This is a genomic window from Novosphingobium resinovorum, from assembly GCF_001742225.1.
Lineage (GTDB): Bacteria > Pseudomonadota > Alphaproteobacteria > Sphingomonadales > Sphingomonadaceae > Novosphingobium > Novosphingobium resinovorum_A.
The window spans coordinates 265,974-291,556 of the sequence record NZ_CP017075.1 but is presented as its reverse complement, the minus strand read 5'-3'; the positions used below and the strand labels follow the sequence as shown (position 1 = coordinate 291,556).

The following is a 25,583-nucleotide window of genomic DNA, read 5'->3' as shown; positions in this document are numbered from 1 at the left end:
CTCTCTTCAGGTGCTGGTCACGAGTACACGCGCCCTCGCCCGGGCCTCCGTATCCACGTCGAGGACGTCGGAGAGGCTGCCGGGTGGCGGCGGCGCATACGAGCCTAGCACGTCTTCCACTTGTGCAGAGATACGCGTGAACGAAATCTGACCGCCAAGGAACGCAGCAACCGCGATTTCGTTCGCGGCGTTGAGCACGGCGGGGATCGCCCCGCCCGCCTGCGCCGCCTCGCGCGCGAGGCGCGTGGCGGGAAAGCGCACTTCGTCGGGCTTGCGAAAAGTCAGTTCGCCGATCTCGGCAAGGTCGAGCGGGGCGCAGGGCGTGTCCATGCGCGCGGGCCAGGCCAGCGCCGAGGCGATCGGCACGCGCATGTCCGAGGGGCCAAGCTGCGCCAGGGTCGAGCCGTCCCGGTACTCGACCATCGAATGGACCACCGACTGCGGGTGGACGATGATCCGCAACTTGTCGAGGCCGACGGGGAACAGGTGGTAGGCTTCGATCAGTTCGAGGCCCTTGTTGAACATCGTCGCCGAATCGACGCTGATCTTCGCGCCCATGTCCCAGTTGGGATGGCGCACCGCCTCGGCCGGGGTGGCGGCGCTGAGGCGCTCCCACGACCAGTCCCGGAACGGGCCGCCGCTGGCCGTCAGGGTGATCCAGCGCACATGGGCATGGTCGTTGCCGGTGAGGCACTGGAAGATCGCGTTGTGCTCGGAATCGATGGGCAGCAGCGTGGCGCCATGCCGCGCGACTGCGGCCATCATCACCTCGCCCGCGGAAACCAGCGCCTCCTTGTTGGCGAGGGCGATGATCCCGCCCTGCTCGATCGCCGCCATCGTCGGCGCAAGGCCGGCACAGCCGACGATCGCCGCGACGGTGACGTCGGCGCCGCGCGCAGCCGCCTCGATCAGCGCGGCGGGGCCGCCTGCAACTTCGATCCCGGAACCCGCAAGCGCCTCCCGCAGAGCAGGCAAGTGCACCTCATCGGCGACGACGGCGACCTCGGCTCCGAATTCCCGCGCCAGCTTCGCCAGTTCGGCCGCATTGGAATGCGCAGTCAGCGCCACCACGCGCCACTCGTCGCGATTGCGGCGGATCAGGTCGAGCGTCGAGGCGCCGATCGAGCCGGTCGCGCCAAGCACCGTCAGGGAGCGCAAAGAACCGGTCATGCCAACACCACGATAGCCATCGCCAGCAGGAACAGCACCGCCAGCAATCCGTCAACCCGGTCGAAGAAACCGCCGTGCCCCGGAATGAGGTTGCCCGAGTCCTTGAACCCCGCGCGGCGCTTCATCCAGCTTTCGAAAAAATCGCCCGCCTGCGCACAGACCGCCACCAGCAGTCCGGCCGCAAGGCAGGTCGCAAAGAGCGGAACCGCGCCCGCTGTCGCATACCAGCAGGGCTGCGTACCGAAGCACGACACCGCGTTCGCCGCCGAGACATCGGGCGTAAGACGGATCGCGCCTTCCTGCCAAAGCTGCGCGGCGGTGAAGAGCGCGAGCGTCGCGCCCAGCGCCGCGCCCATCAGGCCCGACCATGTCTTGGACGGACTGACCGACGGCGCAATCTTCGGCCCGCGCAAGGTGCGGCCGGTGAAATAGGCGCCCACGTCCACCGCGATCACCGTCCCCAGCAGGGTCAGGATCGGCGCGAGGGTGAAGGCGTCGTTATGCAGGAACAACAGCATGGCCGCGCCGATGCCGACATAGAGCATCCCGGCGAAGTTCCACGCCGCGCGCACCCCCGGCCCCGGCACGATGCGGCGGGCAAGCCGAATCCATTCCCACAGCACACCGACCGACACCGCGCAGACGAAGGCGATCCACACCGCTCCGCCCAGCCACAAGGCAGTCCCGGCGACCGCCACCATGACGATGGCCGAGAGCGTGCGCACCTTGAGATCGGAGGTGCCTTTCGCCGGAGGCTCAGCGCCCGCCATAGCGACGCTCGCGAGTGGTGAAGGCGCTGAGCGCATCGCGCAAGTGATCGGCGGTGAAATCCGGCCAGAGCACGTCGGTGAACAGCATTTCGGCGTAAGCCGCCTGCCACAGCAGGAAGTTCGACAGCCGTACCTCGCCGGACGTGCGGATCAGCAGGTCGAGCGGCGGCAGGTCCGCCGTATCGAGTTCAGCCGCGATCGTCTCGGGCGTGATCGGCCCCTTCGCCGCAGCCCTGGTCGCCGCGCGGGCGATCTCGTCCTGCGAGCCGTAGTTCAGCGCCACCGCCAGCGTCGTCTCGGTATTGTGCGCGGTCTTGGCCATCGCACCTTCAACCAGTTCGACCAGTTCAGGCTTGAACGCCTTGTAATCGCCGACGATCTTGAGGCGCACGCCGGCCGCCGCGAATTCGTCGAGGTCGGAAAGGATGAAGCGCTTCATCAGGCTCATCAGGTCCGAAATCTCGTCCTCGGGCCGCCGCCAGTTCTCGGTCGAGAAGGCGTACAGGGTCAGTGCCTCCAGCCCCATCTCGCGCGCGCCGCGTACGACGCGGCGCACCGCCTCCACGCCGCGCTGGTGGCCCACGGCGCGCGGAAGCAGGCGCTTCTTCGCCCAGCGCCCGTTGCCGTCCATGATGATGGCGACATGACGGGCGCGCAAAGATTCGTCCTTGGCCATCAGGCTCCCTTCTCGGCGAAGCGCAACAGGCTCACTTGCCGAGGATTTCCTTTTCCTTGGCCGCGAAGACCTCGTCGAGGGCCTTGACCATCTCGTCGGTCAGCTTCTGGACTTCGGTTTCGCCGCGCTTGCGGTCGTCTTCCGAGATTTCCTTCTTCTTCTCGTCGGCCTTCAGGTTCTCGATGCCGTCGCGGCGCACGTTACGCACGGCGACGCGCGCCTTCTCGGCATAGGAGCTGGCGAGCTTGGCCAGTTCCTTGCGGCGCTCTTCGGTCAGATCGGGGATCGGCAGGCGCAGGGTGTTGCCGTCGTTGATCGGGTTCAGGCCCAAACCCGCCGAACGGATCGCCTTCTCGACCGGACCGATATTGGTCTTGTCCCACACCTGCACCGAAAGCATGCGCGGCTCGGGCGCGGAGATCGTCGCAACCGACGTGATCGGCATCGCGCTGCCATAGACGGTCACGGTGATCGGCTCCAGCAGCGCGGTGTTCGCGCGGCCGGTGCGCAGGCCCGAGAGGTCGTGCTTGAGCGCGTCGATCGCGCCCTTCATGCGGCGCTCGAGGTCCGCCTTGTCGTACTTTGCCATGGTTCAGGCTCCTTTCTGAACGATCGTCTTGGTGCCGCCACCCGCAAGGACGGTGGCCAGGTTGCCCTGCTCGCGGATCGAGAACACGACGATCGGAATGCTGTTGTCGCGGCACAGGGCCACGGCGGAGGCGTCCATCACCTGCAGGTTGTCGGCGAGGACGGTGTCGTAATCGACGGAATCGTACCGCTTGGCGTCGGGGTTGCGCTTGGGATCGCTGTCGTAGACGCCATCGACGCTGGTGCCCTTCAGAAGAGCATCGCAGCGCATCTCGGCGGCGCGCAGGGCGGCGCCGGAATCAGTGGTGAAGTACGGCGCGCCGACACCGGCAGCGAAGATCACCACGCGCCCCTTCTCAAGGTGGCGCTCGGCCCGGCGGCGGATCACCGGCTCGCAGACCTGGTCCATCTGCACGGCGCTCTGCACGCGCGTTTCCACGCCGATCTGTTCCAGCGCGTTCTGCATCGCCAGCGCGTTCATCACGGTGGCCAGCATGCCCATGTAGTCGGCCTGCGCCCGGTCCATGCCGCGCGCGGCGCCCGCCATGCCGCGGAAGATATTGCCGCCGCCGATGACAAGGCAGATCTCGAGCCCGGTTTCCTTGGCCGCCTTCACTTCCTTGGCAAGTTCCGCGACGAAATCGGGATCGATTCCGAACTGCTGGCTCCCCATCAGCACTTCGCCCGAAAGTTTGAGCAGGACGCGCTTGTAGGGGGATGACATGCCGCTGGGTCTCCTGTGGGGGCCGGAAATACTGGAACGGCCCCGGCTTTAGGAGGGCAAGCGCGAATTGCCAAGGGGCTTGGACTGTGGATGAACCCGGTTCAGCGCGCCATTACGGACAGCTCTTCCTCACGCCGATCGTAAGCAACTTGCGCCGAGGCCACCGATCCCATCCGCCTCTCCGCCCAGTCGATCATCGCCTGCAGCGCATCAAGCAGTTCCCGCCCCAGCGGCGTTACCGCATAACTGACCGAAACCGGCACCGTCGGCACCACATCGCGGCGCACCAGCCCGTCGCGCTCCAGCGAGCGCAGGGTCTGGCTGAGCATCTTCTGCGAAATGCCGTCGATATGCCGCTTGAGCCCATTGAAACGCATGTCGCCGACCCCAAGCGTCGTCAGGATCAATACGCTCCACTTGTCTGCGATACGATCGAGCAACTGCCGCGTCGGACAATCCGCCGCATAGACGTTGGGCGCGAGGCAGGCGGTTCCCTCAAGGTAACCCGGTGCGGTGAAAGTGCCTTCTTGCATGGGAATTGACGATATCACATCTGGTCACCATTGGATACCTGGTGGAGAATGGAAATGAAGATCGCAGTCCTCGGTGCCAGCGGCCGCGCCGGATCGGAAATCACGAAGGAAGCCGCCGTTCGCGGCCACGAAGTCCTCGCCATCGCACGCAACCCGGAAAAGATCGCGACCGGCGAGCGGATCACGGCAGCGACGGGCGATGCCTCGGACCCTGCATCTCTCGCCGCCTTCATCGCCGGAAGCGACGCCGTCATCAGCGCCCTGCACTTCGACGTCCCCGCCGAAACCTTGCTCTCGGCAATCCGCGAGGCCAGCGTGCCCCGGCTGCTGGTGACCGGAGGCGCGGCCAGCCTGGAAGTCACTCCGGGCAAGCGCCTGATCGACACACCGGACTTTCCCGAGGAATGGAAGACCTTCGCGATGGGCGGGATCACCTTCCTCAACGCCCTGAGGCAGGTGGACGACGTGGACTGGACGTTCTTCTCCCCCGCCGCGCTGATCTTCGAAGGCCCGCGCACGGGCAGCTACCGCTCGGGCGGTGACGAACTGGTCACCGACGATGCAGGCGAGAGCAAGATCAGCTTCGCCGACTACGCAATTGCGATGGTCGATGAACTGGAAGCGCACAAGCATTCCAGGGAACGATTTACGGCAGCATATTAAGATAAAAGGGAAGTTCTGGGGCCATCGCCCCAGACCCCGGAACTGTCGTCGCCCCGCGCGCAGCCGCCTCAGCCCAACGCGGCGGCGCAGGCTTTAAAAGTCTCCCGGCGCAGCGTCATCGCATGACGAAGCCGCGCACCAGACCGCGACGGTATACGGGGTGCAGGGATGGTAAACCCCTGCCTTCCCCTCCTTAGGCTGCTTCCGCCAAAGGCCCGCCGATCGAGCAAACCCCATCGACACCCAGCACATGCGCGACCCTGCCCATCGCCATCCACGCAGCAGTGCAATGGGTCAGATCGACGATCTCGGCGTCGGTCATCACACTCTTGAGCTGTGCCCAGAACGCGTCGTCCTCGGCCAGCCCGCGCGGATCGGTGCCCATCTTCTGCGAGTACCGCACGGCAAGACGCTCCTTCTCGGTCAGGCTGGCGAGGTCACCGCCGAGCACGGCCTGGTACATAGCCTCGTCAGGCGCATTGCCCTGCTCGATCACGCCGCCATCGTAGCCGAGAATCCGCAAGTCCCGCTGGGCGCGCCAGTTCATGCAGACGGTGCAGCCGTTGATGACGGCGGTGGCGATGCGGCATGCCTCGAACAGCCGCAGGGGCAGTTTGGAATACTGGTAGGGCGCCATCGCGAAGGCGCCTGAAGCCCGGACGATTTCGGGCGAATACTGGACCGAAAGATCCGGAATCGGATTCTGCGGCTGGGGAGCGAGTTCTACGCGCATGGGGCCTCTCCGGTTGCGCCCGGATCTGGCCGGGTCAATGCGGGAGGCTACGCCGACCCTTTAATAAGTCAATCGTGCATGTTTTTTATGGAGCCGCAAACGAGACGGGCCGCAGAAGCATATGCTCCTGCGGCCCGCACGTTTCTTCAGCGAAGAAGGCTTGAGATCAGCCGGCGACCGCTGCGGCCACTTCAGCTGCGAAGTCGGTGACTTCCTTCTCGATGCCTTCGCCCAGCTGGAAGCGCACGTAGTCCTTGAGGACGATCTTCGCGCCAGCTTCCTTGCCGGCCTGGTCGACGACCTGCTGGATCGGGGTCTTGTTGTCCATGACGAAGACCTGCGAAAGCAGCGCGTTTTCCTTGGCGTATTTGGCGATCGCGCCGTCGACCATCTTCGCCTGCACGGCTTCGGGCTTGCCCGATTCGGCGGCCTTTTCCTGGGCGATCTTGCGCTCGCGCTCGATCAGCTCGGCGTCGAGGTCTTCGGCGTTCAGGGCCAGCGGGAAGGCAGCGGCGATGTGCATCGCGATCTGCTTGCCGAGACCTTCGAGAACGGCAGCAGGCGCTTCCGATTCCAGAGCTACGAGCACGCCGATCTTGCCGAGGTTCGGCGCAGCGGCGTTGTGCATGTAGGGAACGACGAGACCGGCCGAGACTTCGACGGTCTTCATGCGGCGAACCTGCTGGTTCTCACCGATGGTCGCGACATTGTTGGTCAGGGCGTCGGTCACGGTGCCGCCGCCCGGGTAGGCCGATGCCTTGAGTGCTTCGACGTCGTCACCGGCAACGCCGAGCGCTGCTTCGGTGGTCTTGCGCACGAAGTCCTGGAACTGGTCGTTCTTGGCGACGAAGTCCGTCTCCGAGTTGACTTCGACGGCAACGCCCTTGGTGCCGGTCACGGCGATGCCGACCAGGCCTTCAGCGGCAGTGCGGCTGGACTTCTTGGCAACGGCGGCGAGGCCCTTGGCGCGCAGCGCGTCGATCGCGGCTTCGATGTCGCCGTTCGTCTCGTCGAGAGCCTTCTTGCAGTCCATCATGCCGGCGCCCGAGCGCTCGCGCAGGGTCTTCACGTCAGCGGCGGTGTAAGCCATCGCTCAATTCCTCTTGATTGAGTGGGGAACCGTGCAAGGTTCCTTGAAACAGGTGCGCGCCGGGCCACATGGACCCGGCGCGCGACAATTCCGTGACGAAAGTGTCGTCGTGCCGGGCTATTACGCCTCGACAACAGCCTCTTCGGCGACCGGCTCGTCGAACGAACCGATGTCGGCACCGCTGTCGACCACGGCGGCGCGGCCACCCTTGGTCGCGGCCTGGGCGATCGCTTCGCAGTACAGGCGCACGGCGCGGCTGGCGTCGTCGTTACCCGGGATCGGGAACGCGATGCCGTTCGGGTTGACGTTGGTGTCGAGCACGGCGACGACCGGGATGCCGAGGACGTTGGCTTCCTTGATCGCCAGCTCTTCCTTGTTGGCGTCGATCACGAACATCACGTCCGGGATGCCGCCCATGTCGCGGATACCGCCGAGCGACAGCTCGAGCTTGTCACGCTCGCGGGTCAGCTGAAGGACTTCCTTCTTGGTCAAACCGGCGGTGTCGCCAGCCAGCTGCTCTTCAAGAGCCTTGAAGCGCTTGATCGAACCCGAGATGGTCTTCCAGTTGGTGAGCATGCCGCCCAGCCAGCGGTGGTTGACGTAGTGCTGGCCGCAAGCGCGGGCTGCCTGAGCGATCGGCTCCTGCGCCTGGCGCTTGGTGCCGACGAAGAGGACCTTGCCACCGGCCTGGACGGTCGACTGCACGAATTCCAGAGCGCGCGCGAAGAGCGGCACGGTCTGCGACAGGTCGATGATGTGGATGCCATTGCGCGCGCCGAAGATGTACGGCTTCATGCGCGGGTTCCAGCGGTGGGTCTGGTGACCAAAGTGCGCGCCGGCTTCGATGAGCTGCGACATGGTGACGACAGGTGCCGCCATAGTAGAATTCCTTTCCGGTTGAACCTCTGGAAGGCAGGAACCGCGCGGAAGTCTTTCGACTCTGGCCGCAACAGCACCGGTATGTGCGCCTTCCATGTGGATTGCCCGCTTCGAGTCGCACCGGACGATCCGGGCAATCTCTTAACGAACGCGGCGCGCTTAGACGCCTTCGCCATCAAAATCCAGCCCCAATTCGCCGCAAACGTTTGTCAGTTCACCGTCAAAATGGCCGATTCGCACGCGATTCAAGGACTTGAACAGGAACTCGCCGCGCCTGACGGTTTTCTCAAGGCAAAGCTGGTGATAAATTGGCTAACGTAGCAAACATCTCAAATTGCACAGGTTTCGCGCCAAAGGAGGCGTCAAAAGGACGGGGTGGGGCGAAACCGGATACAAGGAGGTCGCTCGCACATGACTATCATTGCATCCATCCTGTTCTCGCTCGCTGCCGCAGCGGCCGCGCTCACGATCTGGAAAAGCCTGACCACCGCCCTACCCGCCGTCCGCGCGATGCACGCGGCGCTTTGCGACAGCGCGGCACCGCCGCCGATCCATGCAAAGACGCTGCAGACCCGGACGGACGGAAAGGTCCGGTCGCTCCGCCGCCCCCGGCGCCAGCTGCACCCCAAGCCCGTCACACACCGTCTGCACCACTATCCGCATCGCAATCACGCAGTGTGAAAGGGCATCGCGACGGGGATTTCAAAAAGCGCTTGACTCGGATGGAACAAAAAGAGAACTAACCGCCATCGGAACATTGTTAGAACAGATTCTCTTTTTCCACAAGCTGTCCACAGCCCTCTACCGACTTCAGGCGAGGGGAGCGGGCGAAGATTCGAAAGGAACGGTCATGACTGCATTCGCCGCCTGTCTCTTTGCCTTCGCCGCGATGGCTTCGGCATTCTCGATCCTGGTGACGATCAGCCGCTATGCGCCGCAGGCTCTGACCTTCCGGGAACAGCTCGCTGCGTGCCCCGGGACGATGGTTGTGACGTGGAAGGTGATCGAACGCGTGCAACTGCCCGCGCTCGGCGCGCTCAGGAAGCGGCCGATCCGTCGTACTGCGGCGCGACTGGAGTGGCCGGGTACGGCATCGATGGACCTTGCCGCCTGACCTTGGCGTAAGTGACAAGGCCGACCGGGATCAACAGCAGATATACGATGGTCACGACCGCAAGCGTGAACCAAGGCTCGATCAGCAGGGCTGCCATCGTCAGGCCAACCAGTGCAAGGACGCCAAGTCGCAGATGCGGCGGCGGACGCATCCGCGACCAGGCGAGCGTCGGAATGCTCGAAATCATCAGGAAGGCCACCAGCACCATCCACCCGCTCACGATAATCGGGTTGGCGAACTCCGGCATGCGCCCGCTCGCTACCCACAGATAGAGCGGCAGGAACGTGAGCCCGGCGCCGAGCGGCGCGGGAACGCCGGTCAGGAACCCGGCATCCTTGTGCGGCTGGTCGAGCATGTCGAGCCGCGCATTGAAGCGCGCGAGCCGCAGGACACAGCAGATCGCAAAGGCCAGCGAGGCGATCCAGCCCATGCTGGGAAGCTGATGCAGCGTCCACAAATAGACGATCAGCGCCGGTGCGACGCCGAAGGAAATCGAATCGGCAAGGCTGTCGAGTTCGGCCCCGAAGCGCGTCTGCGCCTTGAGCAATCGCGCGGCGCGCCCGTCGATGCCGTCGAGCAGACCGGCGAGAATGACTGCCTGCACAGCCTTTTCGTAATCCCCGGCAATGGCGAAACGAATGCCGGTCAGACCGGAGCAGAGCGCCGCCGCAGTGATAGCATTGGGCACCACTGCACGCATCGAAAGGCCGGGAGCCAGACGCCGGCGCGGTGCGTCGCCGGGAGCTTCGTCCAGATCGCTGCCCGGCCGATCGTCGATCACTGGGCAATGCCCTCGATCAGCGGCGCGCTGCCGAGTTCCGCAAGCACAGTTTCACCCGCAACGATCTTCTGACCCATGAGGACTTTCGGCTCAACGCCAACCGGCAGGTAGACGTCCACGCGGCTGCCGAATCGGATGAGGCCGATGCGCTGGCCGGAAGCGATGATGTCGCCCGGCTTCACGAACGGCACAATGCGACGCGCAACCAGTCCGGCAATCTGCGTGAAGCAGATGCGCAGGCCATCGCCGCGTTCGACGAGGATGTGCTGGCGCTCGTTCTCTTCGCTCGCCTTGTCGAGATCGGCATTCACGAACTTGCCGGGAATGTAGATCACCCGCTTGATCGTTCCGCTGATCGGCGAGCGATTGATGTGAACGTCGAACACCGACATGAAGATCGAGATGCGGGTGACCAGATCGGTCGGCATCGGCGCATTGCCGCTTCCGTCATCCATGGTGAGTTCGCGCGGCGGCGAGACTTTGCCGATCAGCGTGACAAGGCCGTCGGCAGGCGCGACGATGGCGCGTTCGTCCTGCGGCGTGACGCGGATCGGATCACGGAAGAACGCCAGCACGCAGACCGTCAGGACCACCAGCGGCCAGCCGAACCACGGCCCCCACAGTATCCAGACAATCGCAGCGACGACGCCCGCGATGGCGCCGAACTTGCGACCTTCCTTGTGAATGGCGGGCCATTGCCACGACGCTTCGCCGCGACCTTGATTATCTAGAATGTTTCCGGGCATCGTTCTCGTCTAGCCAGTGTGCACGTGTACCGCAATGCCACCACGCGCCCGTTGTTCCCTGTCCACGGGAAAGCGCGGGTAGAACCCGCTCGCCGCGAACCACGATCTTTCGTAGACCGCAGCCAGACGGGAACGAAGCCTCGCACCGAGAGACATCTATTTTTCTATGTGAAAACCCTGAACGGGACCGGCGCTCATTCGCCGGGTCAGCTGGTGGTGGACAGGGCTGGATTCGAACCAGCGTACGCTTGCACGGGCAGATTTACAGTCTGCTGCCTTTAACCACTCGGCCACCTGTCCACACCAGTTGCTGGCGGCTGGAAATCCAAGGAAAACCTGGGAAATCCGGCGTTGGTCGGGGCCCCCGAAGGTGCCCCGTTGCCGAGGAGCCGCGCCTTTGCCGAAGCGAGCCTTGCCTGTCAATGCCCTCCCTGTCAGAGGGGGCAAGATTTTTGCATTTACGCTTAGATTTTTCGAAAGGACTACAGATGACCAAGCGTGGCGGACACGTCGGCCCCCAGGGCGGAGACGAAGGCGAAGCCCGCCGGGGCAAGGCGCTGCGCGGCCGCGCAGGCCGGATGAAGAACGGCCGCGGCAGCGGTCGTGCCTCCACGGGCATGGTGCGCCTATGGGGCCGGCACGCCGTCGAGGCCGCGCTCAAGAATCCGGACCGCAGCCATCGCAAGCTTTGGGCGACTCGCGAAGGCGTCGAATCGCTCGACGGCGAACTGCCCAGCGACTTCCCGGTGGAATGGGCGCAGGCCGCCGACCTCGCCCGCCTCGTCGCCAAGGACGCGCCGCATCAGGGTCTCGTCCTGGAATGCGCGCCCCTCGACGACATGTTCCTTGCCGATGTGCTCGACGGCGACCCGGCCCGCCCGGTCGTGGTGCTCGACCAGGTGACCGATCCGCACAACGTCGGCGCGATCATGCGCTCGGCCGCTGCCTTCGACGCCTGCTGCATCGTCACGCAGGACCGCCACGCACCGCCCGAATCGGGCACGCTGGCAAAGTCCGCATCGGGCGCGCTCGAAGTCCTGCCCTGGATCCGCGTGGTGAATCTCGCTCGCGCGCTCGAAGAAATCGCCGAAGCCGGTTACTGGCGCATCGGTCTCGACGGCGCAGCCGAATCCACTCTTGGTGAAGCCCTCCCCACCGGCCCGGTCGCACTCGTGCTCGGTGCTGAGGGGGACGGAATGCGCCACAACATCACCCAGCACTGCGACGCGATCGCGAAGCTGCCGATCAGCGAGGCCATGGAGAGCCTGAACGTCAGCAACGCCGCCGCCATCGCGCTTTACGCAGCGGCGACCCGCGAGACGGAATAGGGAACCCGACCAGTTGCGTATGGCCCCATCATATGAAGGGGCCGTACGCACTGTAACCGAGTGTCCGGGCGCCTTAGCTCACCGCTAGGTGCAGTTAAGTACACTTTGGGTACTCCTATAGAGGCTTGCACCCAAGCCCAAACGACAAACGCCGCGCCGGCCCTGACGGACCGGCGCGGCGCTTATTCTGGTCAACCTGCGAGGCGTTGCAGGCTGCCGTCCGTCTTAGTTGACGGCGTCCTTCAGGCCCTTGCCGGCCTTGAACTTCGGCTGAGCCGAAGCCTTGATTTCCATGGGCTCGCCGGTGCGGGGGTTACGGCCGGTCGATGCCTTGCGCTTGGCCACCGAGAAGGTGCCGAAGCCGACGAGACGCACTTCGTCGCCCTTCTTCAGCGCACCGGTGACCGCGTCGAACACGGACTCGACAGCCTTGGTGGCGTCGCTGCGGGTCAGTCCGCTGGAATCGGCGACTGCGCTGATGAGATCGTTCTTGTTCATTATGGGAACCCCCTTACCTTTCAGTGGAGCGGATGGTTGAGAAATTCTACTCGCCTCGAGAGGGACGGAATTGAGCCGTTTTTCCTGCGGGTGGCAAGGCCCAAATAGAGCCAAAACTCGCAGTTAATCGCGTTTTTCCGCCGTTTTCTCAGAGACAAAGCGTTGTGCGGCGCAGCATCGGACAAAACCCGGCGCTGCGACTCGCTTGCAGGACTCGCGCCAGCCGATCCGCCGAACATGAACATCAATGGATCGGAGACACGAAAAAAGGCGGCCCGAATCCGAACCGCCTCTTCGTGCAACCCAGCGGTGAGACCGGGCCGCTGCTTTCGCTTACGCGTTGTCGGTGATGCGACGCTCGGCGATACGAGCGCGCTTGCCGGTACGACCACGCAGGTAGTACAGCTTGGCGCGACGCACGACACCGCGACGCACGACCGTGATCGAATCGATGTTCGGCGAGTAGAGCGGGAAAACGCGCTCCACGCCTTCGCCGAAGCTCATCTTGCGCACGGTGAAGTTCGAACCCATGCCACGGTTCGAGCGCGCGATGCACACGCCCTCGTAAGCCTGGACGCGGGTACGGGTGCCTTCGACGACCTTCACGCCGACGCGGACGGTATCGCCCGGACGGAACTCAGGGATATCCTTCGCAGCCTTGGCGATTTCCTCGGCTTCGATCTGCTGAATCAGGTTCATGAACCCAAATCCTCGTTTTTTCGCCGCGCGCCAGAGGCAGGCTGAACCCGAGCGTCCCTGTGACGCTCCCAGAGGTCCGGCCTGCGTGACCGTGTGTCGTCCTCCGCCTGTCGTTTCCGCCAGGCGGCGATCTTCGCATGATCCCCCGATCGCAGCACTTCAGGGATCGTGCGCCCTTCCCACTCGGTGGGTCGGGTATAATGCGGGTACTCGAGAAGACCGTCCTCGAACGATTCCTCGGCCCCGCTGGAAGGGGCGCCCATTACGCCGGGAAGCAGCCGAATGCAAGCATCGAGTACCATCAAAGCGGCGCATTCTCCGCCAGACAGGACGATGTCGCCGACCGAGACTTCCTCGACCTCGCGGCCTTCGAATATCCGCTCGTCGAAGCCCTCGAAACGGCCGCACAGCAGGATGACGCCTGGGCCGTCCGCCAGTTCGCGAATGCGCTTCTGCGAGATCGGCTTTCCACGCGGCGTCATGACGATCACCGGCGCGCCCGGGTTGACGCTGCGGGCATGGTCGATGGCGGCGGCGAGGATATTGACCTTGAGCACCATCCCGGCGCCGCCGCCCGCGGGCGTGTCATCGACGGTGCGGTGCCTGTCGGTGGCAAAGTCGCGGATGTGGACGGGATCAATCGACCACGTGCCCTCCGACAGCGCCCTGCCCGCCAGCGACACGGCGAGCGGGCCGGGGAACATCTCGGGGTAGAGGGTGAGCACGGTGGTGGAGAAAGTCATCGCACGCCCTTGGCCTGACACCGCGCGGCGATCAAGGTGCTGACGACGGAGCCGGCCGCGCCGACGAAGGGCTGAGGCCTGCTCATCGGTCTTGTCCGGTTGACACGGATGCGTGTGTGAACCAGCGGAGATTTTCGGTATTAGTAATTGATATTATTATTTTTTCATGGTTAGCACTGTGACCTTTGGCGGAACCGCAAGGTGACAGGTCGGAAAAGCACGGCGGTGTGGTCATGCGGGACATGCTACCGATCTCGCTACGTGTAGGACAGAGCGCGAATTCCGGCACGAAGAAAAGCTCACCGCCCACCGTGGATCGATAGGTCTGGTTTGGGTGGTTAGCGGACATAGGGAGCGATTGGCTCTCCATCCCACTGCGACCGACTTGTAAACGGCCATACGCTTAGATCGCCGTGTTGCTCCATGGCCGCGTCGATCTTGGCGTTCCGCGCTTTGATTATCCGGTCAACTGGCCTCAATAAACCCAATGAAAGCGGCACCAAAGCGCCAAGACCCTCAATACGAATGAAGCTGTCTTCGGGCCATTCGTATGGCAAATCGCCGTGCAGATAGGCTTGGTATCGAGCGAAAAGCGTCAGTTCCTCTGGATTTGCTGCATCTTTTCCCACTGCAAGACGCGGTTTGTGATCATCGTAATGCAGCCAGAGCATTGAACCGACAGCTTCCAACGCTCGATCTTCTTTGGATGTGGGCCAGTCCGATTCCAAGTCGTCACTGTCGATCTCCCCGCTGGCAAAGCGTGCGATCAGAGAGGCAGCTTCATCTCTTTTTTGTCGGTCGATCATCACCGCATAATGCGAGGTTGTTCTACGACTGCAATGGGGCGGAAGCAGTCGCCAGACTTCTCTCCCGACCGCGCCGCCCGGCATTATCTCGTCCAGTTCTCCACCTTCAACCCGGCCACGTCCGCGAAGTCGGCTTCGTTGTTCGTGACGACGATCGCAGCGATGCTCAGCGCGTGTGCGGCCAGCAGGCGATCGAAACGGGCGCGCCTGAACGGCAACCGAGCATATTCGCGCGCGGCCATTTCATCGAACGGCATCAGCGGCACGGCTTCGAGAAATGCCTCGAGGACTCCTGGCGGCGGCGGCTCCTGCAGTTGCACGCCCAATGCGATCTCGGCGAAACTGATGGTCGATATGACCACATCACCCGGTTCGCAATCGGCCAGCCGGGCATTGACCGGACTTGCCTGATCCACCATCGCGTAGATCGAGCTATCGGCGTCGATCATATAGCGCGTCACTCGCCGCTCTCAGCCTTCTCGCGGGCAGCGATAGTGCTCGGCCGTTCCTCGAATTCGCGCAGTTCCGGTGGCAGCGGCTTGAGCCAGGGCGCCTTGCCCGCGAAGCCACTGACGTCGATCTTGCGCCTTGGCTGCTCCTTGGCATGCAGGCGCAAGTCACCGTCGACCCATTCGGCGATCCATTCGCGGTCCGGCTCGATACCCAGACCAGCGGGCATCCGGATCGCGACCGAATTGCCCGACTTGAAGCTTCTGGTGGTGTATACCTTGCCCATGACGCGCTCCGGCAATGTATATATACATCGCCGGACAGCACGCGACAAGGCGAGCTATTCTTCCGCGAAGGCCGCGTTGAGGACGATACGCTCGTCGTTCCATTCGGGCACGGCGGCGGGCGTCATCGGCACCATGAAGCGGCGGCGCTTGCCGTCCTCGCTCACCGGCCGTTCGATCTCCAGCACGTCGCCCGCGCCGAAGTTCTCGACCGCCACGCACGTACCCAGCGCCTCGCCCTCTTCCGAGACAGCGGGCAGGCCGAGAAAGTCAGCGTGATAGTACTCGCCCTCCTCAAGCGCGGGCATCGCCGAGCGTGGGACAGTAAGCACGGTGCCGCGCAGCTTTTCCGCCGCGTTGCGGTCCTTCACCTCGTCGAATCGGGCGATCGCGCCGCCCTTGCCGTCGTCCTTCAGCTTCACGACAGTGAGGCTGGAATCGTTGAAGGCGCGGTAGCGCTTGAGCGCAGCCACGCCTTCACCGAACAGCTTGAGGCGAACCTCCCCCATCACGCCATGCGCGCCGGAAACGGCGGCAAGCGTGACGGGGCGATCCTTACCGGGCTGTACCAAGACTTACGCCTCGGCCGATTCCTCGGTGGCTGCTTCGGGAGCAACTTCCTCGGCCGGAGCAGCGGCTGCAGCGGCAGCGGCAGCGGCTTCTTCGGCTTCGCGCAGCTTGGTCGCGCGGTCTTCAGCGCGCTCCTTGGCCTTCTTGCCGGGCTCTGCCTGCTTCGGGTTGTTGGTAGCGGCGCGCTCCTTCACACCGGCCTTGTCGAGCAGGCGGGCAACGCGGTCGGTCGGCTGGGCGCCAACGCCGAGCCAATAACGCACGCGGTCCTCGACCAGACGTACGCGGTTCTCGTCGTCCTTGGCGAGGATCGGGTTGTAGGTGCCGACCTGCTCCAGGTACTTGCCGTCGCGCGGCGCGGTCGCGTTGGCGACGACGATCTTGTAGTACGGGCGCTTCTTGGCACCACCACGCGAGAGACGGATCGAAACGGACATGAGACTTACCTTTCTATAATTCTGGGAATATTTGAGATTATCGTTTCAGGAATTTGCTGAGATCGGCCCCGCCGCCACCAAGCCCGGGGAAGCCCCCGGCCGAGGGACCGAGACCGGCACCGCCGAGGCCCGGCATCGCGGCATCGAGACCGCCCTTGCCGAACATCGCGGCCAGCCCCTTGAGGCCGCCCATCTTCTTGATCTGCTTCATGGCCTTGGACATCTCCAGGTGCATCTTGAGCAGCTTGTTGACGTCCTGGACCTGGGTGCCCGAGCCGTTGGCGACGCGGATCTTGCGCTTGGCGTTGAGCAGCGCGGGATTGCTGCGCTCCTTCGGCGTCATCGAGCCGATGATCGCGTCCATGCGCAGGAGGACGCGGTCGTCCATGCCCGACTGCTGCATCGCCGCCTTGGCCTTCTTCATGCCCGGCATCATGCCCGCCAGCGCGCCGAGACCGCCCATGTTCTGCATCTGCTTGAGCTGCATGCGCAGGTCGTTCATGTCGAACTTGCCCTGCTCCATGCGCTTGGCGAGCGCCTCGGCATCCTCGATCTTGACCGCTTCGGCGGCCTTCTCGACCATGGAGACGATGTCGCCCATGCCCAGGATGCGGTTGGCGACGCGGCTGGGGTGGAAGACCTCCAGCGCATCCATCTTCTCGCCGGTGCCCGCGAACTTGATCGGCTTACCGGTGACGGCACGCATCGACAGCGCCGCACCGCCGCGCGCATCGCCGTCCATGCGGGTCAGCACAACGCCGGTGAGGTCCACCTGCCCCGCGAACGACTGCGCGACGTTAACCGCGTCCTGACCCGTCAGCGAATCGACCACGAGCAGCGTTTCGCGCGGGGTCGAGATGGCGGCGACCGCCTTCATCTCGTCCATCAACTGCTGGTCGACGTGGAGGCGGCCCGCGGTGTCGAGCAGCAGCACGTCCACGGCCTGCAGGCGCGCGGCCTGCATGGCGCGCGTGGCGATCTCGGTGGGCTGCTGGCCGGCGATGATCGGGAGCGTGGCGACGCTCACCTGCTCGCCCAGCACCTTGAGCTGTTCCTGCGCCGCCGGACGGTTCACGTCGAGCGAGGCCATCATCACCTTCTTGCCCTGCTTCTCCTTGAGAAGCTTGGCGATCTTGGCGGTGCTGGTGGTCTTGCCCGAGCCCTGAAGGCCGACCATCATGATGACGATCGGCGGCACAGCTTCCAGATCGAGGCCGGGGGTCTCTTCACCGCCCAGCGTCTCGATCAGTGCGTCGTTGACGATCTTGACGACCTGCTGGCCCGGCGTGACCGAGCGCAGGACGTTCTGGCCGACGGCCTTTTCGGTGACGGTATCGATGAAGCGGCGCACCACCGGCAGCGCGACGTCGGCCTCGAGAAGCGCGATGCGCACTTCGCGCATGGCATCGAGAACGTCCTGCTCCTTGAGCGCACCACGGCCGCGCAGCTTGTCGAAGACGCCACCAAGGCGATCTGACAGACTGTCGAACATAGGCCGTTCACTCCTTCAAATCCGGCGCGAAACACGCCAAAAACGCCGGTGGGCGAAACCTCGCTGACCGGCGGATGCATGACCCGATAGCAAAAAACGCCAGTGGACGAAACCTCGTCAACCAGCGTGTCGCAATCATGCGAAACTTCAATGTAGCGAAATGGTGGAGCCTAGCGGGATCGAACCGCTGACCTCCTGCATGCCATGCAGGCGCTCTCCCAGCTGAGCTAAGGCCCCAATCATTTCAGCAAGTTAGCCCTGGGAGGACCAACCCGTTTCCCTCGTTTTCGGCGTTTCGAAGAAGCGCCTCCGCTTGGGAGGCCGCCATCTACGGGCGGTCCGAAAACTTGGCAAGAGGAAAATTTGCGTGATGTCGATTTTTTTCGGCAGCGAGTTTTGAAGCCCGCCTCGCCGTTCAAAACCACACCTGCGCTCCTGCTCCCCCGTCATCCCCGCGAAGGCGGGTGGCCCAACTGATGCGGGTTCAACAGGAGCCGTCGGGAGATGGGTTCCCGCCTTCGCGGGAATGACTGGCGGAGCAAAAGCGCGGCAGCGTGCGCCACCGAACAAGCACCCCAGAATCAGCCGGGGCCGGTTCGCTATAAAGCGGACCAGCCCCGTGTCAGATCAGTTGTCGTGGTCTTCGTCGTCGCCGCCGGCGCCGATGCCGAGATCGTCGTCGCCGCCGAGGTCCACATCGTTGTCCGGCGAATCGCCGTCGTCATCGATGTCGAGATCCTCTTCGGCCAGATCCTCGTCCTCGGTCTCGACGACTTCCTTCTTCTTCTGGATTTCCTCGTAGGGAATCGGCTGCTTGGACTTGAGCACCGGCTCGGGGGTCCATTCGTTGCCGCATTCGATGCAGGTGACCGGGTCATCCTTGCCCAGGTCGTAGAAGCGGGTGCCGCATTTCGGGCAGCCATGCTTGGCGCCCCATTCAGCCTTGGCCATGGAAAGTCCTCGTCTGGCCCGTTCCGGATGGCGCGGGCGAAGTAAATTGCGTGTCTTGATGGGAAAGCCTGCGAACTTAATCAAGTCTCGCGAGATTAGGCGCGCAAGGCCGCATCAGGGCGCGCGCCTTGCCATAGCGGGCAGGCGCTGTCAAAAGCCGCCCCGTTTTTGCAGCATTCCAGCCTCGAAAGTCCAACCCCGTGAGCCACGACACCCTGAACATGCGCCCCCGCCGCTTCCTGCCGACCGGGCCGCTCAAAGGGCGAATCCGGGTTCCGGGCGACAAGTCGATCAGCCATCGCTCGATCATGCTGGGCGCGCTGGCAGTGGGCGAGACGAAAGTGACCGGCCTGCTCGAAGGCGAGGACGTGCTTTCCACCGCCGCCGCGATGCGCGCGATGGGCGCCACCGTGACGCGCACCGGGGAAGGCGCCTGGACCGTCAACGGCGTCGGCGTGGGTGCGCTGCTCCAGCCCGAAGCGCCGCTTGACATGGGCAATTCGGGCACGTCGACGCGCCTCTTGATGGGCCTCGTCGCCAGCCACCCGATCACCGCGACCTTCATCGGCGACGGCTCGCTCTCCAAGCGCCCGATGGGCCGCGTGATCGATCCGCTTTCCGAGATGGGCGCCAGCTTCGAGGCATCGGAAGGCGGCCGCCTGCCCCTTATCCTCAAGGGCGCCAGCCCGGCGGTGCCGATCCGCTACCGCCTGCCGATGGCCTCGGCACAGGTAAAGAGCGCGATCCTGCTGGCCGGCCTCAACACGCCCGGCATCACCACCGTCATCGAGCCGGTGCCCACCCGCGACCACTCCGAGCGGATGCTGCGCGGATTCGGCGCCGACCTCACCGTCGAGACCGATGCCGACGGCGCGCGGGTTATTTCGATCCGGGGCGAGGCCGAACTGGAGCCGCAGACCATCGAGGTTCCGGGCGATCCTTCGTCCGCCGCCTTCTTCATCGTCGCCGCTCTGGTGATCCCGGGCAGCGAAGTGCTAATCGAGAACGTCGGCCTCAACCCCACCCGCGCCGGGATCGTCGAAGTGTTGCGCCAGATGGGCGGGTCCATCGAGGAAGTGAATCCGCGCGAGGTCGGCGGCGAACCGGTCGCCGATTTGCTGGTCAGGCACTCCGCGCTCAAGGGCATCGATGTCGATCCCGCGATCGTGCCCGCCATGGTCGACGAGTTCCCCGTCCTGTTCGTCGCCGCCGCGCTGGCCGAGGGCGTCACCACCACCACGGGCCTCGAGGAACTGCGCGTCAAGGAATCGGACCGCATCTCCGTCATGGCGACCGCCCTCGCCGCCGCTGGCGCCACGGTGCGCGAGACCGAGGACGGCCTGATCATCACCGGCACCGGCGGCGAGCCGCTGGTCGGCACCAACGGCACCATCGCCACGCACCTCGACCACCGCATCGCCATGTCGATGGCGGTCGCCGGCCTTGCCAGCCGCGCAGGCGTCGAAGTGGACGACGTGCGCCCGATCGCCACCAGCTTCCCCGTATTCGAAACCATGCTGGAGGGCCTGACCGCATGATCATCGCCGTCGACGGACCGACCGCCTCGGGCAAAGGCACGATCGCCAAGGCGCTGGCGGCGCACTTCCACCTGCCGCATCTCGACACCGGGCTTCTCTATCGCGCGGTCGGCCACCAATGCGCGTTGAGCGGCGGCGACCCTGACGATCCCGAAGATGCGCTGGCCGCCTGCACGTTCGCGCCCGAACTGCTCTCCGATCCCGAACTGCGCTCCGAGGCGACCGGCGGCCTCGCCAGCCGCGTTTCGATCCACCCGGCCGTACGCCAGGCCCTGTTCGAACGGCAGCGCAGCTTCGCCACCCAGCCCGGCGGCGCCGTGCTCGACGGGCGTGACATCGGCACTGTCATCGCGCCGGAGGCCGAGGCCAAGCTGTTCGTCGTCGCCTCGGTGGAGGCCCGCGCGCAGCGGCGCTTCCTTGAGATGCAGGCGCATGGCCGCGACGCTTCGCTGGAAGAGATCGCCGCCGACCTCGCCGCCCGCGACGCCCGCGACAAGGGCCGCAAGGACGCCCCGCTGGCCGCCGCCGCCGATGCGCTGCTGATCGACACCTCCACCCTCAAGCGCGAGGAAGCAATCGCCGCCGCCATCGCCGCCGTGGACGCGCTCGTTCAGTCGGCCTGAGCGAGCCGCCTTTCGATTGCTTCGCGCAGTTCGAGCCGCCTGCCGAAGTGGAACACCGCCTCGGCCAGCACGAACAGCGGGCCGATCAGCAGACCGCGCACGTCGTCGAGGAAAGCGGGCTTGCGCCCCTCCCACTTGTGGCCGAGCAGCTGGAACAGCCAGCCCACCACGAACAGGCTTAACCCCCAGCCCAGCCAGGTCGCGGTATCCTGCTCGGCCAGCTTGCCGCCGATCACCTTGCCCACCGCAAGCACCGCCGCCATGCCGCAGGCCAGCCTGCGGTCCAGCGTGAAGTAGAAGCAGCACACCGCGACGATGGCGAAGTCGACGGCTGCAAGGCCGATGCCGGCGATCTCGATCCGGGGCCGCGCCAGCAGCACCTCGACCGCCAGCACGATCATCGGAATGCCGATCATGTGCGTCATGACATTGCGCCGGTCGCGGTGATACGCCGCATATTGCGCCAGATGGCACACGAGCCGTTCGGACATCTCTTTTCTCCCGAACGACATGATAGCGGCATGAAAAAATTCAGCCAGCGATGTTGGCGGCCCCATTGCGCGAGAAACGGAATTTCCCGCCCTGCCCCGTGAGCGCTGCTCCTGATCGAGTGAAACCATCGCCTTCGGGAAACCTTGTAATATCTCCAGCGAATAGCCATGTATTCGCCACGCTGTTGCAATTTATTTCGTCGCAACCCTGTCCAGCGGTGTCTCTTCACGATCAAAAATACTTTTCGATCGGCTTTCCTGAGACAGGAAACGTTGCCGCCATTGCCTGGATTTTGACAGCCAGTCATGCGCGGCTCGAAATGGACAACCGCATGATTGCTTATTTCCTGCTCGTTCACCGCTATCCGGCACAGTTCAAGCGGCTATTCGAGGCCATCTATCAAGCGGGAAATCAATACGTCATCCATGTCGACAAAAGCTCAGGCGAGGCCCTTGCGAATGACATTGCGTCCTTTCTGCAGCCCTATCAGGGGGTCGCAATCCTCGACCCCCAAAATGCGCTGTGGGGTGGCTACAGCCTCGTCGATGCGGAACTGCGCGGAATGGCTCGTCTCCTCGAAATGGACGGTCGCTGGACACATTACATAAACCTGTCCGGCCAGGACTTTCCTCTCAAAAGCCAGAACTACATCCGTCAATTCTTTGCAGCCAATCCGGGCAGGCAGTTCATCCGCGCGCTCGATCAGCGCCAGGAACGGCCCGACACCCTGAATCGCATCAGCCATCGGTTCACCGAAGAGCATGGCAAGCTGACGCCGGGAGCCGCCCGCCCCTACCCCGCGGGCAGCACCCCCTTCATCGGCACTCAGTGGAAGGCCGTGACCCGCAGCTTCTGCGAATATGTCTGCCATGATCGGCGAGCCGACTCGTTCAAGACATTCTATCGCAACAGTTTTATCGCGGACGAAGCCTTCTTCCAGACCGTGATGATGAACGGCGGCGACCACGGCATCGTCATGAACGACGATCTGCGGATGATAGACTGGGTCCCCGATGGTGACATCAAGCTGCGCCCGCGCAATTACGACGAACGCGACATCGACCGCTTGCGGGCAAGCCCAGACCTGTTCGCGCGCAAGTTCGACGCGGAGACCGACACCACGATTCTCTCGCTGCTCGAACGCCATCTGTGCTCGGAAGCGGCAAATATCTACCGTCCGGCAGCCGCATTTTCGAGCCTGCCGGACGTCGTCGCCGCCTGACGGCGCGCTCCATCGAACCAGCACAGGAAGAACGAACATGGCCAAGTCGCAGAAAAAATCGAACCGCGAAGTCCGCAAGCCCAAGGCGGCAAAGCCGAAGACCAACGCGTCGAAGCCGACCGAAAAGCCGGGCGTGGTCGCCGGTCTTCAAAACATGAAGCGCTAAGGGAGCAACAAAATGCGCATGTCAGCAACTTTCTGCAGAGAGCAAGAAGCGCTGCAGCGCGCGAAAGCCCTCAGCGAGCCGCTCGAAAACCGCCGGGGTATCGCGATGGCTGCAGCGAAAGCCTGGGAGGCAGAAGCCATCTCGGCCGAAAAACGCGATGCCAAACTGACCCCGCTCGACAAGCTTGATACTGCCATCGTCCTGCAGTTCGCGCTCGAAGCCGACGAGGTCGGTGAAGGCCAGCACATAGGTCCCGGACACGTGTGACGCCGCCGCTTGCGCACCGTGGTCGTTGCGGGGCCGTCGATGTCACGGGAAATGCCAAATCCCTTGCATTTCCGCCCCCTCGCGCGTAATGGCCCCGGGTCCCGAAAGGCATCTGCCTCAGGGGCGCCGCGAACGGCATCCGGCCGCCGTGGCAGTTCGGCCCCTTTGGCCCGTTTTCCTGCATGGTGCAGGCAGCGGAGAAAAGACCGGCGGATACAACCGCCAGGCCGGAAAAATCGAACGAAGGAAATGTGTTGATGGCATCTGTTGCCAATCCGACCCGCGACGATTTCGCGAAGATGCTCGACGAGCAGCTCGGCGGCGTCGCTGACGACGGCTTCGAAGGCCGCGTCGTCAAGGGCACCGTCACCGCGATCGAGAACGACAAGGCCGTCATCGACGTGGGCCTCAAGAGCGAAGGCCGCGTGTCGCTGCGCGAGTTCGCTCGTGGCGAAGACGACCACGGCCTGAAGGTCGGTGACGAAGTCGAAGTTTACGTCGATCGCGTCGAGAACGCCGACGGCGAAGCGATGCTGTCGCGCGACCGTGCACGCCGCGAAGCCGCCTGGGACAAGCTGGAAAGCGAGTTCGGCGAAGGCAAGCGCGTCGAAGGCGTGATCTTCGGCCGCGTCAAGGGCGGCTTCACCGTCGACCTCGACGGCGCCGTTGCATTCCTCCCCGGCTCGCAGGTCGACATCCGCCCCGTGCGCGACGTCACCCCGCTGATGGACGTGCCGCAGCCCTTCCAGATCCTCAAGATGGACCGTCGCCGTGGCAACATCGTCGTGTCGCGCCGCGCCGTCCTCGAAGAGACCCGCGCCGAACAGCGCAGCGAGCTGATCGACAAGCTGAGCGAAGGCCAGGTCATCGACGGCGTCGTCAAGAACATCACCGACTACGGTGCGTTCGTTGACCTCGGCGGCATCGACGGCCTGCTCCATGTCACCGACATGAGCTACAAGCGCGTCAACCACCCGAGCGAAGTGATAGCCATCGGCGACACCGTGAAGGTGCAGATCATCCGCATCAACAGCGAAACCCAGCGCATCAGCCTCGGCATGAAGCAGCTGGAAAGCGATCCGTGGGAAGGCGCTGGCGTCAAGTACCCGGTCGGCGCGAAGCTGCAGGGCACGGTCACCAACATCACCGAATACGGCGCCTTCGTGGAGCTGGAAGCCGGGATCGAGGGCCTCGTCCACGTTTCGGAAATGTCCTGGACCAAGAAGAACGTCCACCCGGGCAAGATCGTCTCGACCTCGCAGGAAGTCGAAGTGGTCGTTCTCGAAGTCGATTCGGACAAGCGCCGCATCTCGCTCGGCCTGAAGCAGGCCCAGCAGAACCCCTGGGAAGCGTTCGCAGAGCGTCACCCGGTCGGCTCGCAGGTCGAAGGCGAAGTCAAGAACGCGACCGAATTCGGTCTGTTCATCGGCCTCGATGGCGACGTGGACGGCATGGTCCACATGTCGGACATCGCATGGGGCATCTCGGGCGAAGACGCGCTGGCTCTGCACCGCAAGGGCGAGCAGGTCTCGGCCGTGGTTCTCGACGTCGATGTCGAGAAGGAGCGCATCTCGCTCGGCATGAAGCAGCTTGAGCGTGGTGCTCCGGCTGCCGGCGGCACCGGTTCCTCGGCTGAGGGCAACCTGCGCCGCGGCCAGGTCGTCACCGTCACCGTTCTCGAAGTTCGCGACGGCGGCCTGGAAGTCCAGGCTGGCGACGATGGCGCCACCGGCTTCATCAAGCGTTCGGACCTCGGCCGCGACCGCGACGAGCAGCGCCCCGACCGCTTCCAGGTCGGCCAGAAGCTGGACGCCATGGTCACCGGTTTCGACCGTTCCAAGAAGCCGAACTTCTCGGTCAAGGCCCGCCAGCTGGCCGAAGAGAAGGAAGCAGTCGAGCAGTACGGTTCGTCGGACTCGGGCGCTTCGCTCGGCGACATCCTCGGCGAGGCCCTGAAGGCGCGTTCGTAAGAACGGTCTTCGGCTTCATCGAAGCTGAAACAGTGAAAGCCCGCCCGGAGCGATCCGGGCGGGCTTTTGCTTTTGGGGAACCGCGATGCCCCGCCCGCTTTGTTTCTGCGAGCCGGGCAAGGATCGAAAACCATGCAAGCCACTCCCTTCCTCATGTTCCAGGGCGATGCGCAGGAAGCGTTGATCCTGTGGAAGCGTGCGTTTCCCGATCACATCAAGGTTACGGAACTGGAGCGCCACTCCGGCGGCGAGGCGCAGGGTAAGCTCTCCTCCGCGCGCTTCACGCTCGGCGGCACCGAGTGGCGGGTGTTCGACAGCCCGATCCCGCACGCCTTCACCTTCACCCCCGCGACCTCGATCTTCGTCGATTGCGAGGACGAGGCGCAGCTTCGCCACGCCGCGAAAGTCCTGGGCGAAGGCGGCAAGGTGATGATGCCGCTGGACGGCTACGAGTTCGCGGCTCTGTTCACGTGGCTCAGCGATGTGCACGGCGTCAGTTGGCAGCTCTCCCTGCCCTTTCCAGAGCCCGACTGAGGACCTACATCGCTCTCGCAAGGATAGCCCTCGCAAGGAGAGTGCC

Annotated in this window: 34 protein-coding genes and 2 tRNA genes; 12 read left to right on the top strand and 24 right to left on the bottom strand. The window is 64.2% G+C overall.

The window, feature by feature from the left end; all coding sequences use genetic code 11:
- Positions 1-6: 6 nt before the first annotated feature.
- The 6 genes from BES08_RS01245 to BES08_RS01220 all read right to left on the bottom strand — a co-directional run bounded on the left by BES08_RS01245 (position 7) and on the right by BES08_RS01220 (position 4,461).
- On the bottom strand, positions 7-1,170 hold the full coding sequence (locus BES08_RS01245; protein ID WP_197524413.1) for a 1-deoxy-D-xylulose-5-phosphate reductoisomerase: 1,164 nt from the start codon (positions 1,168-1,170) through the stop codon (positions 7-9).
- Positions 1,167-1,940, bottom strand: coding sequence for a phosphatidate cytidylyltransferase (locus BES08_RS01240; protein ID WP_069707478.1), 774 nt, complete (start codon positions 1,938-1,940; stop codon positions 1,167-1,169). The genes BES08_RS01245 and BES08_RS01240 overlap by 4 nt, the downstream gene beginning before the upstream one ends.
- Positions 1,927-2,616: a polyprenyl diphosphate synthase gene (uppS, locus tag BES08_RS01235; protein WP_069707477.1), complete on the bottom strand. Its 690-nt coding sequence runs from the start codon at positions 2,614-2,616 to the stop codon at positions 1,927-1,929. Before uppS ends, BES08_RS01240 begins: the two co-directional genes overlap by 14 nt.
- 31 nt (positions 2,617-2,647) lie before the next feature.
- On the bottom strand, positions 2,648-3,205 hold the full coding sequence (gene frr / locus BES08_RS01230; RefSeq protein ID WP_008831814.1) for a ribosome recycling factor: 558 nt from the start codon (positions 3,203-3,205) through the stop codon (positions 2,648-2,650).
- A gap of 3 nt (positions 3,206-3,208) precedes the next feature.
- A complete protein-coding gene (gene pyrH / locus BES08_RS01225) occupies positions 3,209-3,928 on the bottom strand; it encodes a UMP kinase (RefSeq protein WP_008831813.1) in 720 nt (239 codons plus the stop codon).
- A 101-nt stretch (positions 3,929-4,029) separates the two neighbouring features.
- The gene (locus BES08_RS01220) at positions 4,030-4,461 is read right to left on the bottom strand and encodes a winged helix-turn-helix transcriptional regulator (RefSeq protein ID WP_069707476.1); all 432 of its coding nucleotides are present in this window, start codon (positions 4,459-4,461) and stop codon (positions 4,030-4,032) included.
- A gap of 54 nt (positions 4,462-4,515) precedes the next feature.
- On the opposite strand from BES08_RS01220, the gene BES08_RS01215 reads away from it, so the two are divergent.
- Positions 4,516-5,124 (top strand): NAD(P)-dependent oxidoreductase, encoded by a 609-nt coding sequence (locus BES08_RS01215; protein WP_231958123.1) that lies wholly within the window; start codon positions 4,516-4,518, stop codon positions 5,122-5,124.
- A 193-nt stretch (positions 5,125-5,317) separates the two neighbouring features.
- On the opposite strand, the gene BES08_RS01210 is transcribed toward BES08_RS01215, so the two are convergent.
- From BES08_RS01210 to rpsB, 3 genes are all read right to left on the bottom strand, one after another.
- A complete protein-coding gene (locus tag BES08_RS01210; protein ID WP_069707474.1) occupies positions 5,318-5,857 on the bottom strand; it encodes a carboxymuconolactone decarboxylase family protein in 540 nt (179 codons plus the stop codon).
- A 166-nt stretch (positions 5,858-6,023) separates the two neighbouring features.
- Positions 6,024-6,947 (bottom strand): translation elongation factor Ts, encoded by a 924-nt coding sequence (gene tsf / locus BES08_RS01205; RefSeq protein WP_036522544.1) that lies wholly within the window; start codon positions 6,945-6,947, stop codon positions 6,024-6,026.
- Positions 6,948-7,067: 120 nt separating this feature from the next.
- Positions 7,068-7,826: a 30S ribosomal protein S2 gene (rpsB, locus tag BES08_RS01200; RefSeq protein WP_036522542.1), complete on the bottom strand. Its 759-nt coding sequence runs from the start codon at positions 7,824-7,826 to the stop codon at positions 7,068-7,070.
- Positions 7,827-7,844: 18 nt separating this feature from the next.
- Here rpsB and BES08_RS01195 point away from each other — a divergent pair, with 18 nt between their 5' ends.
- From BES08_RS01195 to BES08_RS32605, 3 genes are all read left to right on the top strand, one after another.
- Positions 7,845-8,147, top strand: coding sequence for a hypothetical protein (locus BES08_RS01195; protein WP_156799749.1), 303 nt, complete (start codon positions 7,845-7,847; stop codon positions 8,145-8,147).
- A 90-nt stretch (positions 8,148-8,237) separates the two neighbouring features.
- Positions 8,238-8,507, top strand: coding sequence for a hypothetical protein (locus BES08_RS01190; protein WP_069707472.1), 270 nt, complete (start codon positions 8,238-8,240; stop codon positions 8,505-8,507).
- 169 nt (positions 8,508-8,676) lie between these two features.
- Positions 8,677-8,940, top strand: a complete 264-nt coding sequence (locus tag BES08_RS32605; RefSeq protein ID WP_155986139.1) for a hypothetical protein — start codon at positions 8,677-8,679, stop codon at positions 8,938-8,940.
- Here BES08_RS32605 and BES08_RS01185 read toward each other — a convergent pair.
- From BES08_RS01185 to BES08_RS01175, 3 genes are all read right to left on the bottom strand, one after another.
- Positions 8,864-9,640 (bottom strand): CDP-alcohol phosphatidyltransferase family protein, encoded by a 777-nt coding sequence (locus BES08_RS01185; RefSeq protein WP_081798894.1) that lies wholly within the window; start codon positions 9,638-9,640, stop codon positions 8,864-8,866. The two genes, BES08_RS32605 and BES08_RS01185, sit on opposite strands and share 77 nt — an antisense overlap.
- Positions 9,641-9,717: 77 nt before the next feature.
- Positions 9,718-10,467, bottom strand: a complete 750-nt coding sequence (locus BES08_RS01180) for a phosphatidylserine decarboxylase (RefSeq protein ID WP_069707471.1) — start codon at positions 10,465-10,467, stop codon at positions 9,718-9,720.
- A gap of 214 nt (positions 10,468-10,681) precedes the next feature.
- A tRNA-Tyr gene (locus BES08_RS01175) sits at positions 10,682-10,767 on the bottom strand.
- Positions 10,768-10,955: 188 nt separating this feature from the next.
- Between BES08_RS01175 and BES08_RS01170 the strand changes: the two genes are divergently transcribed.
- Positions 10,956-11,795 carry a TrmH family RNA methyltransferase gene (locus tag BES08_RS01170; RefSeq protein WP_069707470.1) on the top strand — a complete coding sequence of 280 codons (840 nt, stop codon included), beginning with the start codon at positions 10,956-10,958 and terminating at the stop codon, positions 11,793-11,795.
- Between the two features lie 225 nt (positions 11,796-12,020).
- On the opposite strand, the gene BES08_RS01165 is transcribed toward BES08_RS01170, so the two are convergent.
- The 11 genes from BES08_RS01165 to BES08_RS01115 all read right to left on the bottom strand — a co-directional run bounded on the left by BES08_RS01165 (position 12,021) and on the right by BES08_RS01115 (position 18,725).
- Entirely contained in the window at positions 12,021-12,293 is a 273-nt protein-coding gene (locus tag BES08_RS01165) for an HU family DNA-binding protein (protein WP_008829169.1), read from the bottom strand.
- Between the two features lie 333 nt (positions 12,294-12,626).
- Positions 12,627-12,992 (bottom strand): 50S ribosomal protein L19, encoded by a 366-nt coding sequence (gene rplS / locus BES08_RS01160; protein ID WP_008829168.1) that lies wholly within the window; start codon positions 12,990-12,992, stop codon positions 12,627-12,629.
- The gene (trmD, locus tag BES08_RS01155; RefSeq protein ID WP_069707469.1) at positions 12,989-13,735 is read right to left on the bottom strand and encodes a tRNA (guanosine(37)-N1)-methyltransferase TrmD; all 747 of its coding nucleotides are present in this window, start codon (positions 13,733-13,735) and stop codon (positions 12,989-12,991) included. The genes rplS and trmD overlap by 4 nt, the downstream gene beginning before the upstream one ends.
- A 338-nt stretch (positions 13,736-14,073) precedes the next feature.
- Positions 14,074-14,541 (bottom strand): hypothetical protein, encoded by a 468-nt coding sequence (locus BES08_RS01150; protein WP_069707468.1) that lies wholly within the window; start codon positions 14,539-14,541, stop codon positions 14,074-14,076.
- An 83-nt stretch (positions 14,542-14,624) separates the two neighbouring features.
- Positions 14,625-15,002 (bottom strand): type II toxin-antitoxin system VapC family toxin, encoded by a 378-nt coding sequence (locus BES08_RS01145; RefSeq protein WP_197524412.1) that lies wholly within the window; start codon positions 15,000-15,002, stop codon positions 14,625-14,627.
- A complete protein-coding gene (locus tag BES08_RS01140; RefSeq protein ID WP_069707467.1) occupies positions 14,999-15,277 on the bottom strand; it encodes a hypothetical protein in 279 nt (92 codons plus the stop codon). The genes BES08_RS01145 and BES08_RS01140 overlap by 4 nt, the downstream gene beginning before the upstream one ends.
- A gap of 54 nt (positions 15,278-15,331) precedes the next feature.
- A complete protein-coding gene (gene rimM / locus BES08_RS01135) occupies positions 15,332-15,847 on the bottom strand; it encodes a ribosome maturation factor RimM (protein WP_083274559.1) in 516 nt (171 codons plus the stop codon).
- 3 nt (positions 15,848-15,850) lie between these two features.
- Positions 15,851-16,282 carry a 30S ribosomal protein S16 gene (rpsP, locus tag BES08_RS01130; RefSeq protein WP_069707465.1) on the bottom strand — a complete coding sequence of 144 codons (432 nt, stop codon included), beginning with the start codon at positions 16,280-16,282 and terminating at the stop codon, positions 15,851-15,853.
- A gap of 37 nt (positions 16,283-16,319) precedes the next feature.
- Complete coding sequence (ffh, locus tag BES08_RS01125; RefSeq protein WP_036522535.1) at positions 16,320-17,774, bottom strand: signal recognition particle protein; 1,455 nt, start codon at positions 17,772-17,774, stop codon at positions 16,320-16,322.
- A gap of 161 nt (positions 17,775-17,935) precedes the next feature.
- Positions 17,936-18,011, bottom strand: a tRNA-Ala gene (locus BES08_RS01120).
- 390 nt (positions 18,012-18,401) lie between these two features.
- Positions 18,402-18,725, bottom strand: coding sequence for a TIGR02300 family protein (locus BES08_RS01115; RefSeq protein ID WP_008829084.1), 324 nt, complete (start codon positions 18,723-18,725; stop codon positions 18,402-18,404).
- 221 nt (positions 18,726-18,946) lie between these two features.
- Between BES08_RS01115 and aroA the strand changes: the two genes are divergently transcribed.
- Positions 18,947-20,263: a 3-phosphoshikimate 1-carboxyvinyltransferase gene (gene aroA / locus BES08_RS01110; protein WP_069709105.1), complete on the top strand. Its 1,317-nt coding sequence runs from the start codon at positions 18,947-18,949 to the stop codon at positions 20,261-20,263.
- Positions 20,260-20,886, top strand: a complete 627-nt coding sequence (locus tag BES08_RS01105) for a (d)CMP kinase (protein ID WP_069707464.1) — start codon at positions 20,260-20,262, stop codon at positions 20,884-20,886. The genes aroA and BES08_RS01105 overlap by 4 nt, the downstream gene beginning before the upstream one ends.
- Here BES08_RS01105 and BES08_RS01100 read toward each other — a convergent pair.
- Positions 20,874-21,377 (bottom strand): Mpo1 family 2-hydroxy fatty acid dioxygenase, encoded by a 504-nt coding sequence (locus BES08_RS01100; protein WP_069707463.1) that lies wholly within the window; start codon positions 21,375-21,377, stop codon positions 20,874-20,876. The two genes, BES08_RS01105 and BES08_RS01100, sit on opposite strands and share 13 nt — an antisense overlap.
- 218 nt (positions 21,378-21,595) lie before the next feature.
- On the opposite strand from BES08_RS01100, the gene BES08_RS01095 reads away from it, so the two are divergent.
- The 5 genes from BES08_RS01095 (at position 21,596) to BES08_RS01080 (ending at position 25,537) form a co-directional block, all read left to right on the top strand.
- The gene (locus BES08_RS01095; RefSeq protein ID WP_231958122.1) at positions 21,596-22,600 is read left to right on the top strand and encodes a beta-1,6-N-acetylglucosaminyltransferase; all 1,005 of its coding nucleotides are present in this window, start codon (positions 21,596-21,598) and stop codon (positions 22,598-22,600) included.
- Between the two features lie 37 nt (positions 22,601-22,637).
- A complete protein-coding gene (locus BES08_RS34460; protein ID WP_256434545.1) occupies positions 22,638-22,766 on the top strand; it encodes a hypothetical protein in 129 nt (42 codons plus the stop codon).
- Between the two features lie 12 nt (positions 22,767-22,778).
- Positions 22,779-23,033: a hypothetical protein gene (locus BES08_RS01090; RefSeq protein ID WP_008829089.1), complete on the top strand. Its 255-nt coding sequence runs from the start codon at positions 22,779-22,781 to the stop codon at positions 23,031-23,033.
- Positions 23,034-23,290: 257 nt separating this feature from the next.
- Positions 23,291-25,003 (top strand): 30S ribosomal protein S1, encoded by a 1,713-nt coding sequence (rpsA, locus tag BES08_RS01085; protein WP_008829090.1) that lies wholly within the window; start codon positions 23,291-23,293, stop codon positions 25,001-25,003.
- Positions 25,004-25,135: 132 nt separating this feature from the next.
- Entirely contained in the window at positions 25,136-25,537 is a 402-nt protein-coding gene (locus tag BES08_RS01080) for a VOC family protein (RefSeq protein WP_069707462.1), read from the top strand.
- Positions 25,538-25,583: the final 46 nt, after the last annotated feature.

Coding starts and splice junctions, on each gene's coding strand:
- BES08_RS01190 (WP_069707472.1), top strand. CDS start 8,238: ATGACTATCATTGCATCCATCCTGTTCTCGCTCGCTGCCGCAGCGGCC.
- BES08_RS01220 (WP_069707476.1), bottom strand. CDS start 4,461: ATGCAAGAAGGCACTTTCACCGCACCGGGTTACCTTGAGGGAACCGCC.
- BES08_RS01180 (WP_069707471.1), bottom strand. CDS start 10,467: ATGCCCGGAAACATTCTAGATAATCAAGGTCGCGGCGAAGCGTCGTGG.
- aroA (WP_069709105.1), top strand. CDS start 18,947: ATGCGCCCCCGCCGCTTCCTGCCGACCGGGCCGCTCAAAGGGCGAATC.
- rpsB (WP_036522542.1), bottom strand. CDS start 7,826: ATGGCGGCACCTGTCGTCACCATGTCGCAGCTCATCGAAGCCGGCGCG.
- BES08_RS01090 (WP_008829089.1), top strand. CDS start 22,779: ATGCGCATGTCAGCAACTTTCTGCAGAGAGCAAGAAGCGCTGCAGCGC.
- BES08_RS01245 (WP_197524413.1), bottom strand. CDS start 1,170: ATGACCGGTTCTTTGCGCTCCCTGACGGTGCTTGGCGCGACCGGCTCG.
- BES08_RS32605 (WP_155986139.1), top strand. CDS start 8,677: ATGACTGCATTCGCCGCCTGTCTCTTTGCCTTCGCCGCGATGGCTTCG.
- tsf (WP_036522544.1), bottom strand. CDS start 6,947: ATGGCTTACACCGCCGCTGACGTGAAGACCCTGCGCGAGCGCTCGGGC.
- BES08_RS01105 (WP_069707464.1), top strand. CDS start 20,260: ATGATCATCGCCGTCGACGGACCGACCGCCTCGGGCAAAGGCACGATC.
- BES08_RS01185 (WP_081798894.1), bottom strand. CDS start 9,640: ATGCGTGCAGTGGTGCCCAATGCTATCACTGCGGCGGCGCTCTGCTCC.
- trmD (WP_069707469.1), bottom strand. CDS start 13,735: ATGACTTTCTCCACCACCGTGCTCACCCTCTACCCCGAGATGTTCCCC.
- BES08_RS34460 (WP_256434545.1), top strand. CDS start 22,638: ATGGCCAAGTCGCAGAAAAAATCGAACCGCGAAGTCCGCAAGCCCAAG.
- BES08_RS01170 (WP_069707470.1), top strand. CDS start 10,956: ATGACCAAGCGTGGCGGACACGTCGGCCCCCAGGGCGGAGACGAAGGC.
- BES08_RS01150 (WP_069707468.1), bottom strand. CDS start 14,541: ATGATCGACCGACAAAAAAGAGATGAAGCTGCCTCTCTGATCGCACGC.
- BES08_RS01210 (WP_069707474.1), bottom strand. CDS start 5,857: ATGCGCGTAGAACTCGCTCCCCAGCCGCAGAATCCGATTCCGGATCTT.
- uppS (WP_069707477.1), bottom strand. CDS start 2,616: ATGGCCAAGGACGAATCTTTGCGCGCCCGTCATGTCGCCATCATCATG.
- BES08_RS01080 (WP_069707462.1), top strand. CDS start 25,136: ATGCAAGCCACTCCCTTCCTCATGTTCCAGGGCGATGCGCAGGAAGCG.
- ffh (WP_036522535.1), bottom strand. CDS start 17,774: ATGTTCGACAGTCTGTCAGATCGCCTTGGTGGCGTCTTCGACAAGCTG.
- rplS (WP_008829168.1), bottom strand. CDS start 12,992: ATGAACCTGATTCAGCAGATCGAAGCCGAGGAAATCGCCAAGGCTGCG.
- BES08_RS01100 (WP_069707463.1), bottom strand. CDS start 21,377: ATGTCCGAACGGCTCGTGTGCCATCTGGCGCAATATGCGGCGTATCAC.
- BES08_RS01240 (WP_069707478.1), bottom strand. CDS start 1,940: ATGGCGGGCGCTGAGCCTCCGGCGAAAGGCACCTCCGATCTCAAGGTG.
- rpsA (WP_008829090.1), top strand. CDS start 23,291: ATGGCATCTGTTGCCAATCCGACCCGCGACGATTTCGCGAAGATGCTC.
- rpsP (WP_069707465.1), bottom strand. CDS start 16,282: ATGTCCGTTTCGATCCGTCTCTCGCGTGGTGGTGCCAAGAAGCGCCCG.
- BES08_RS01165 (WP_008829169.1), bottom strand. CDS start 12,293: ATGAACAAGAACGATCTCATCAGCGCAGTCGCCGATTCCAGCGGACTG.
- BES08_RS01140 (WP_069707467.1), bottom strand. CDS start 15,277: ATGGGCAAGGTATACACCACCAGAAGCTTCAAGTCGGGCAATTCGGTC.
- frr (WP_008831814.1), bottom strand. CDS start 3,205: ATGGCAAAGTACGACAAGGCGGACCTCGAGCGCCGCATGAAGGGCGCG.
- BES08_RS01215 (WP_231958123.1), top strand. CDS start 4,516: ATGAAGATCGCAGTCCTCGGTGCCAGCGGCCGCGCCGGATCGGAAATC.
- pyrH (WP_008831813.1), bottom strand. CDS start 3,928: ATGTCATCCCCCTACAAGCGCGTCCTGCTCAAACTTTCGGGCGAAGTG.
- BES08_RS01115 (WP_008829084.1), bottom strand. CDS start 18,725: ATGGCCAAGGCTGAATGGGGCGCCAAGCATGGCTGCCCGAAATGCGGC.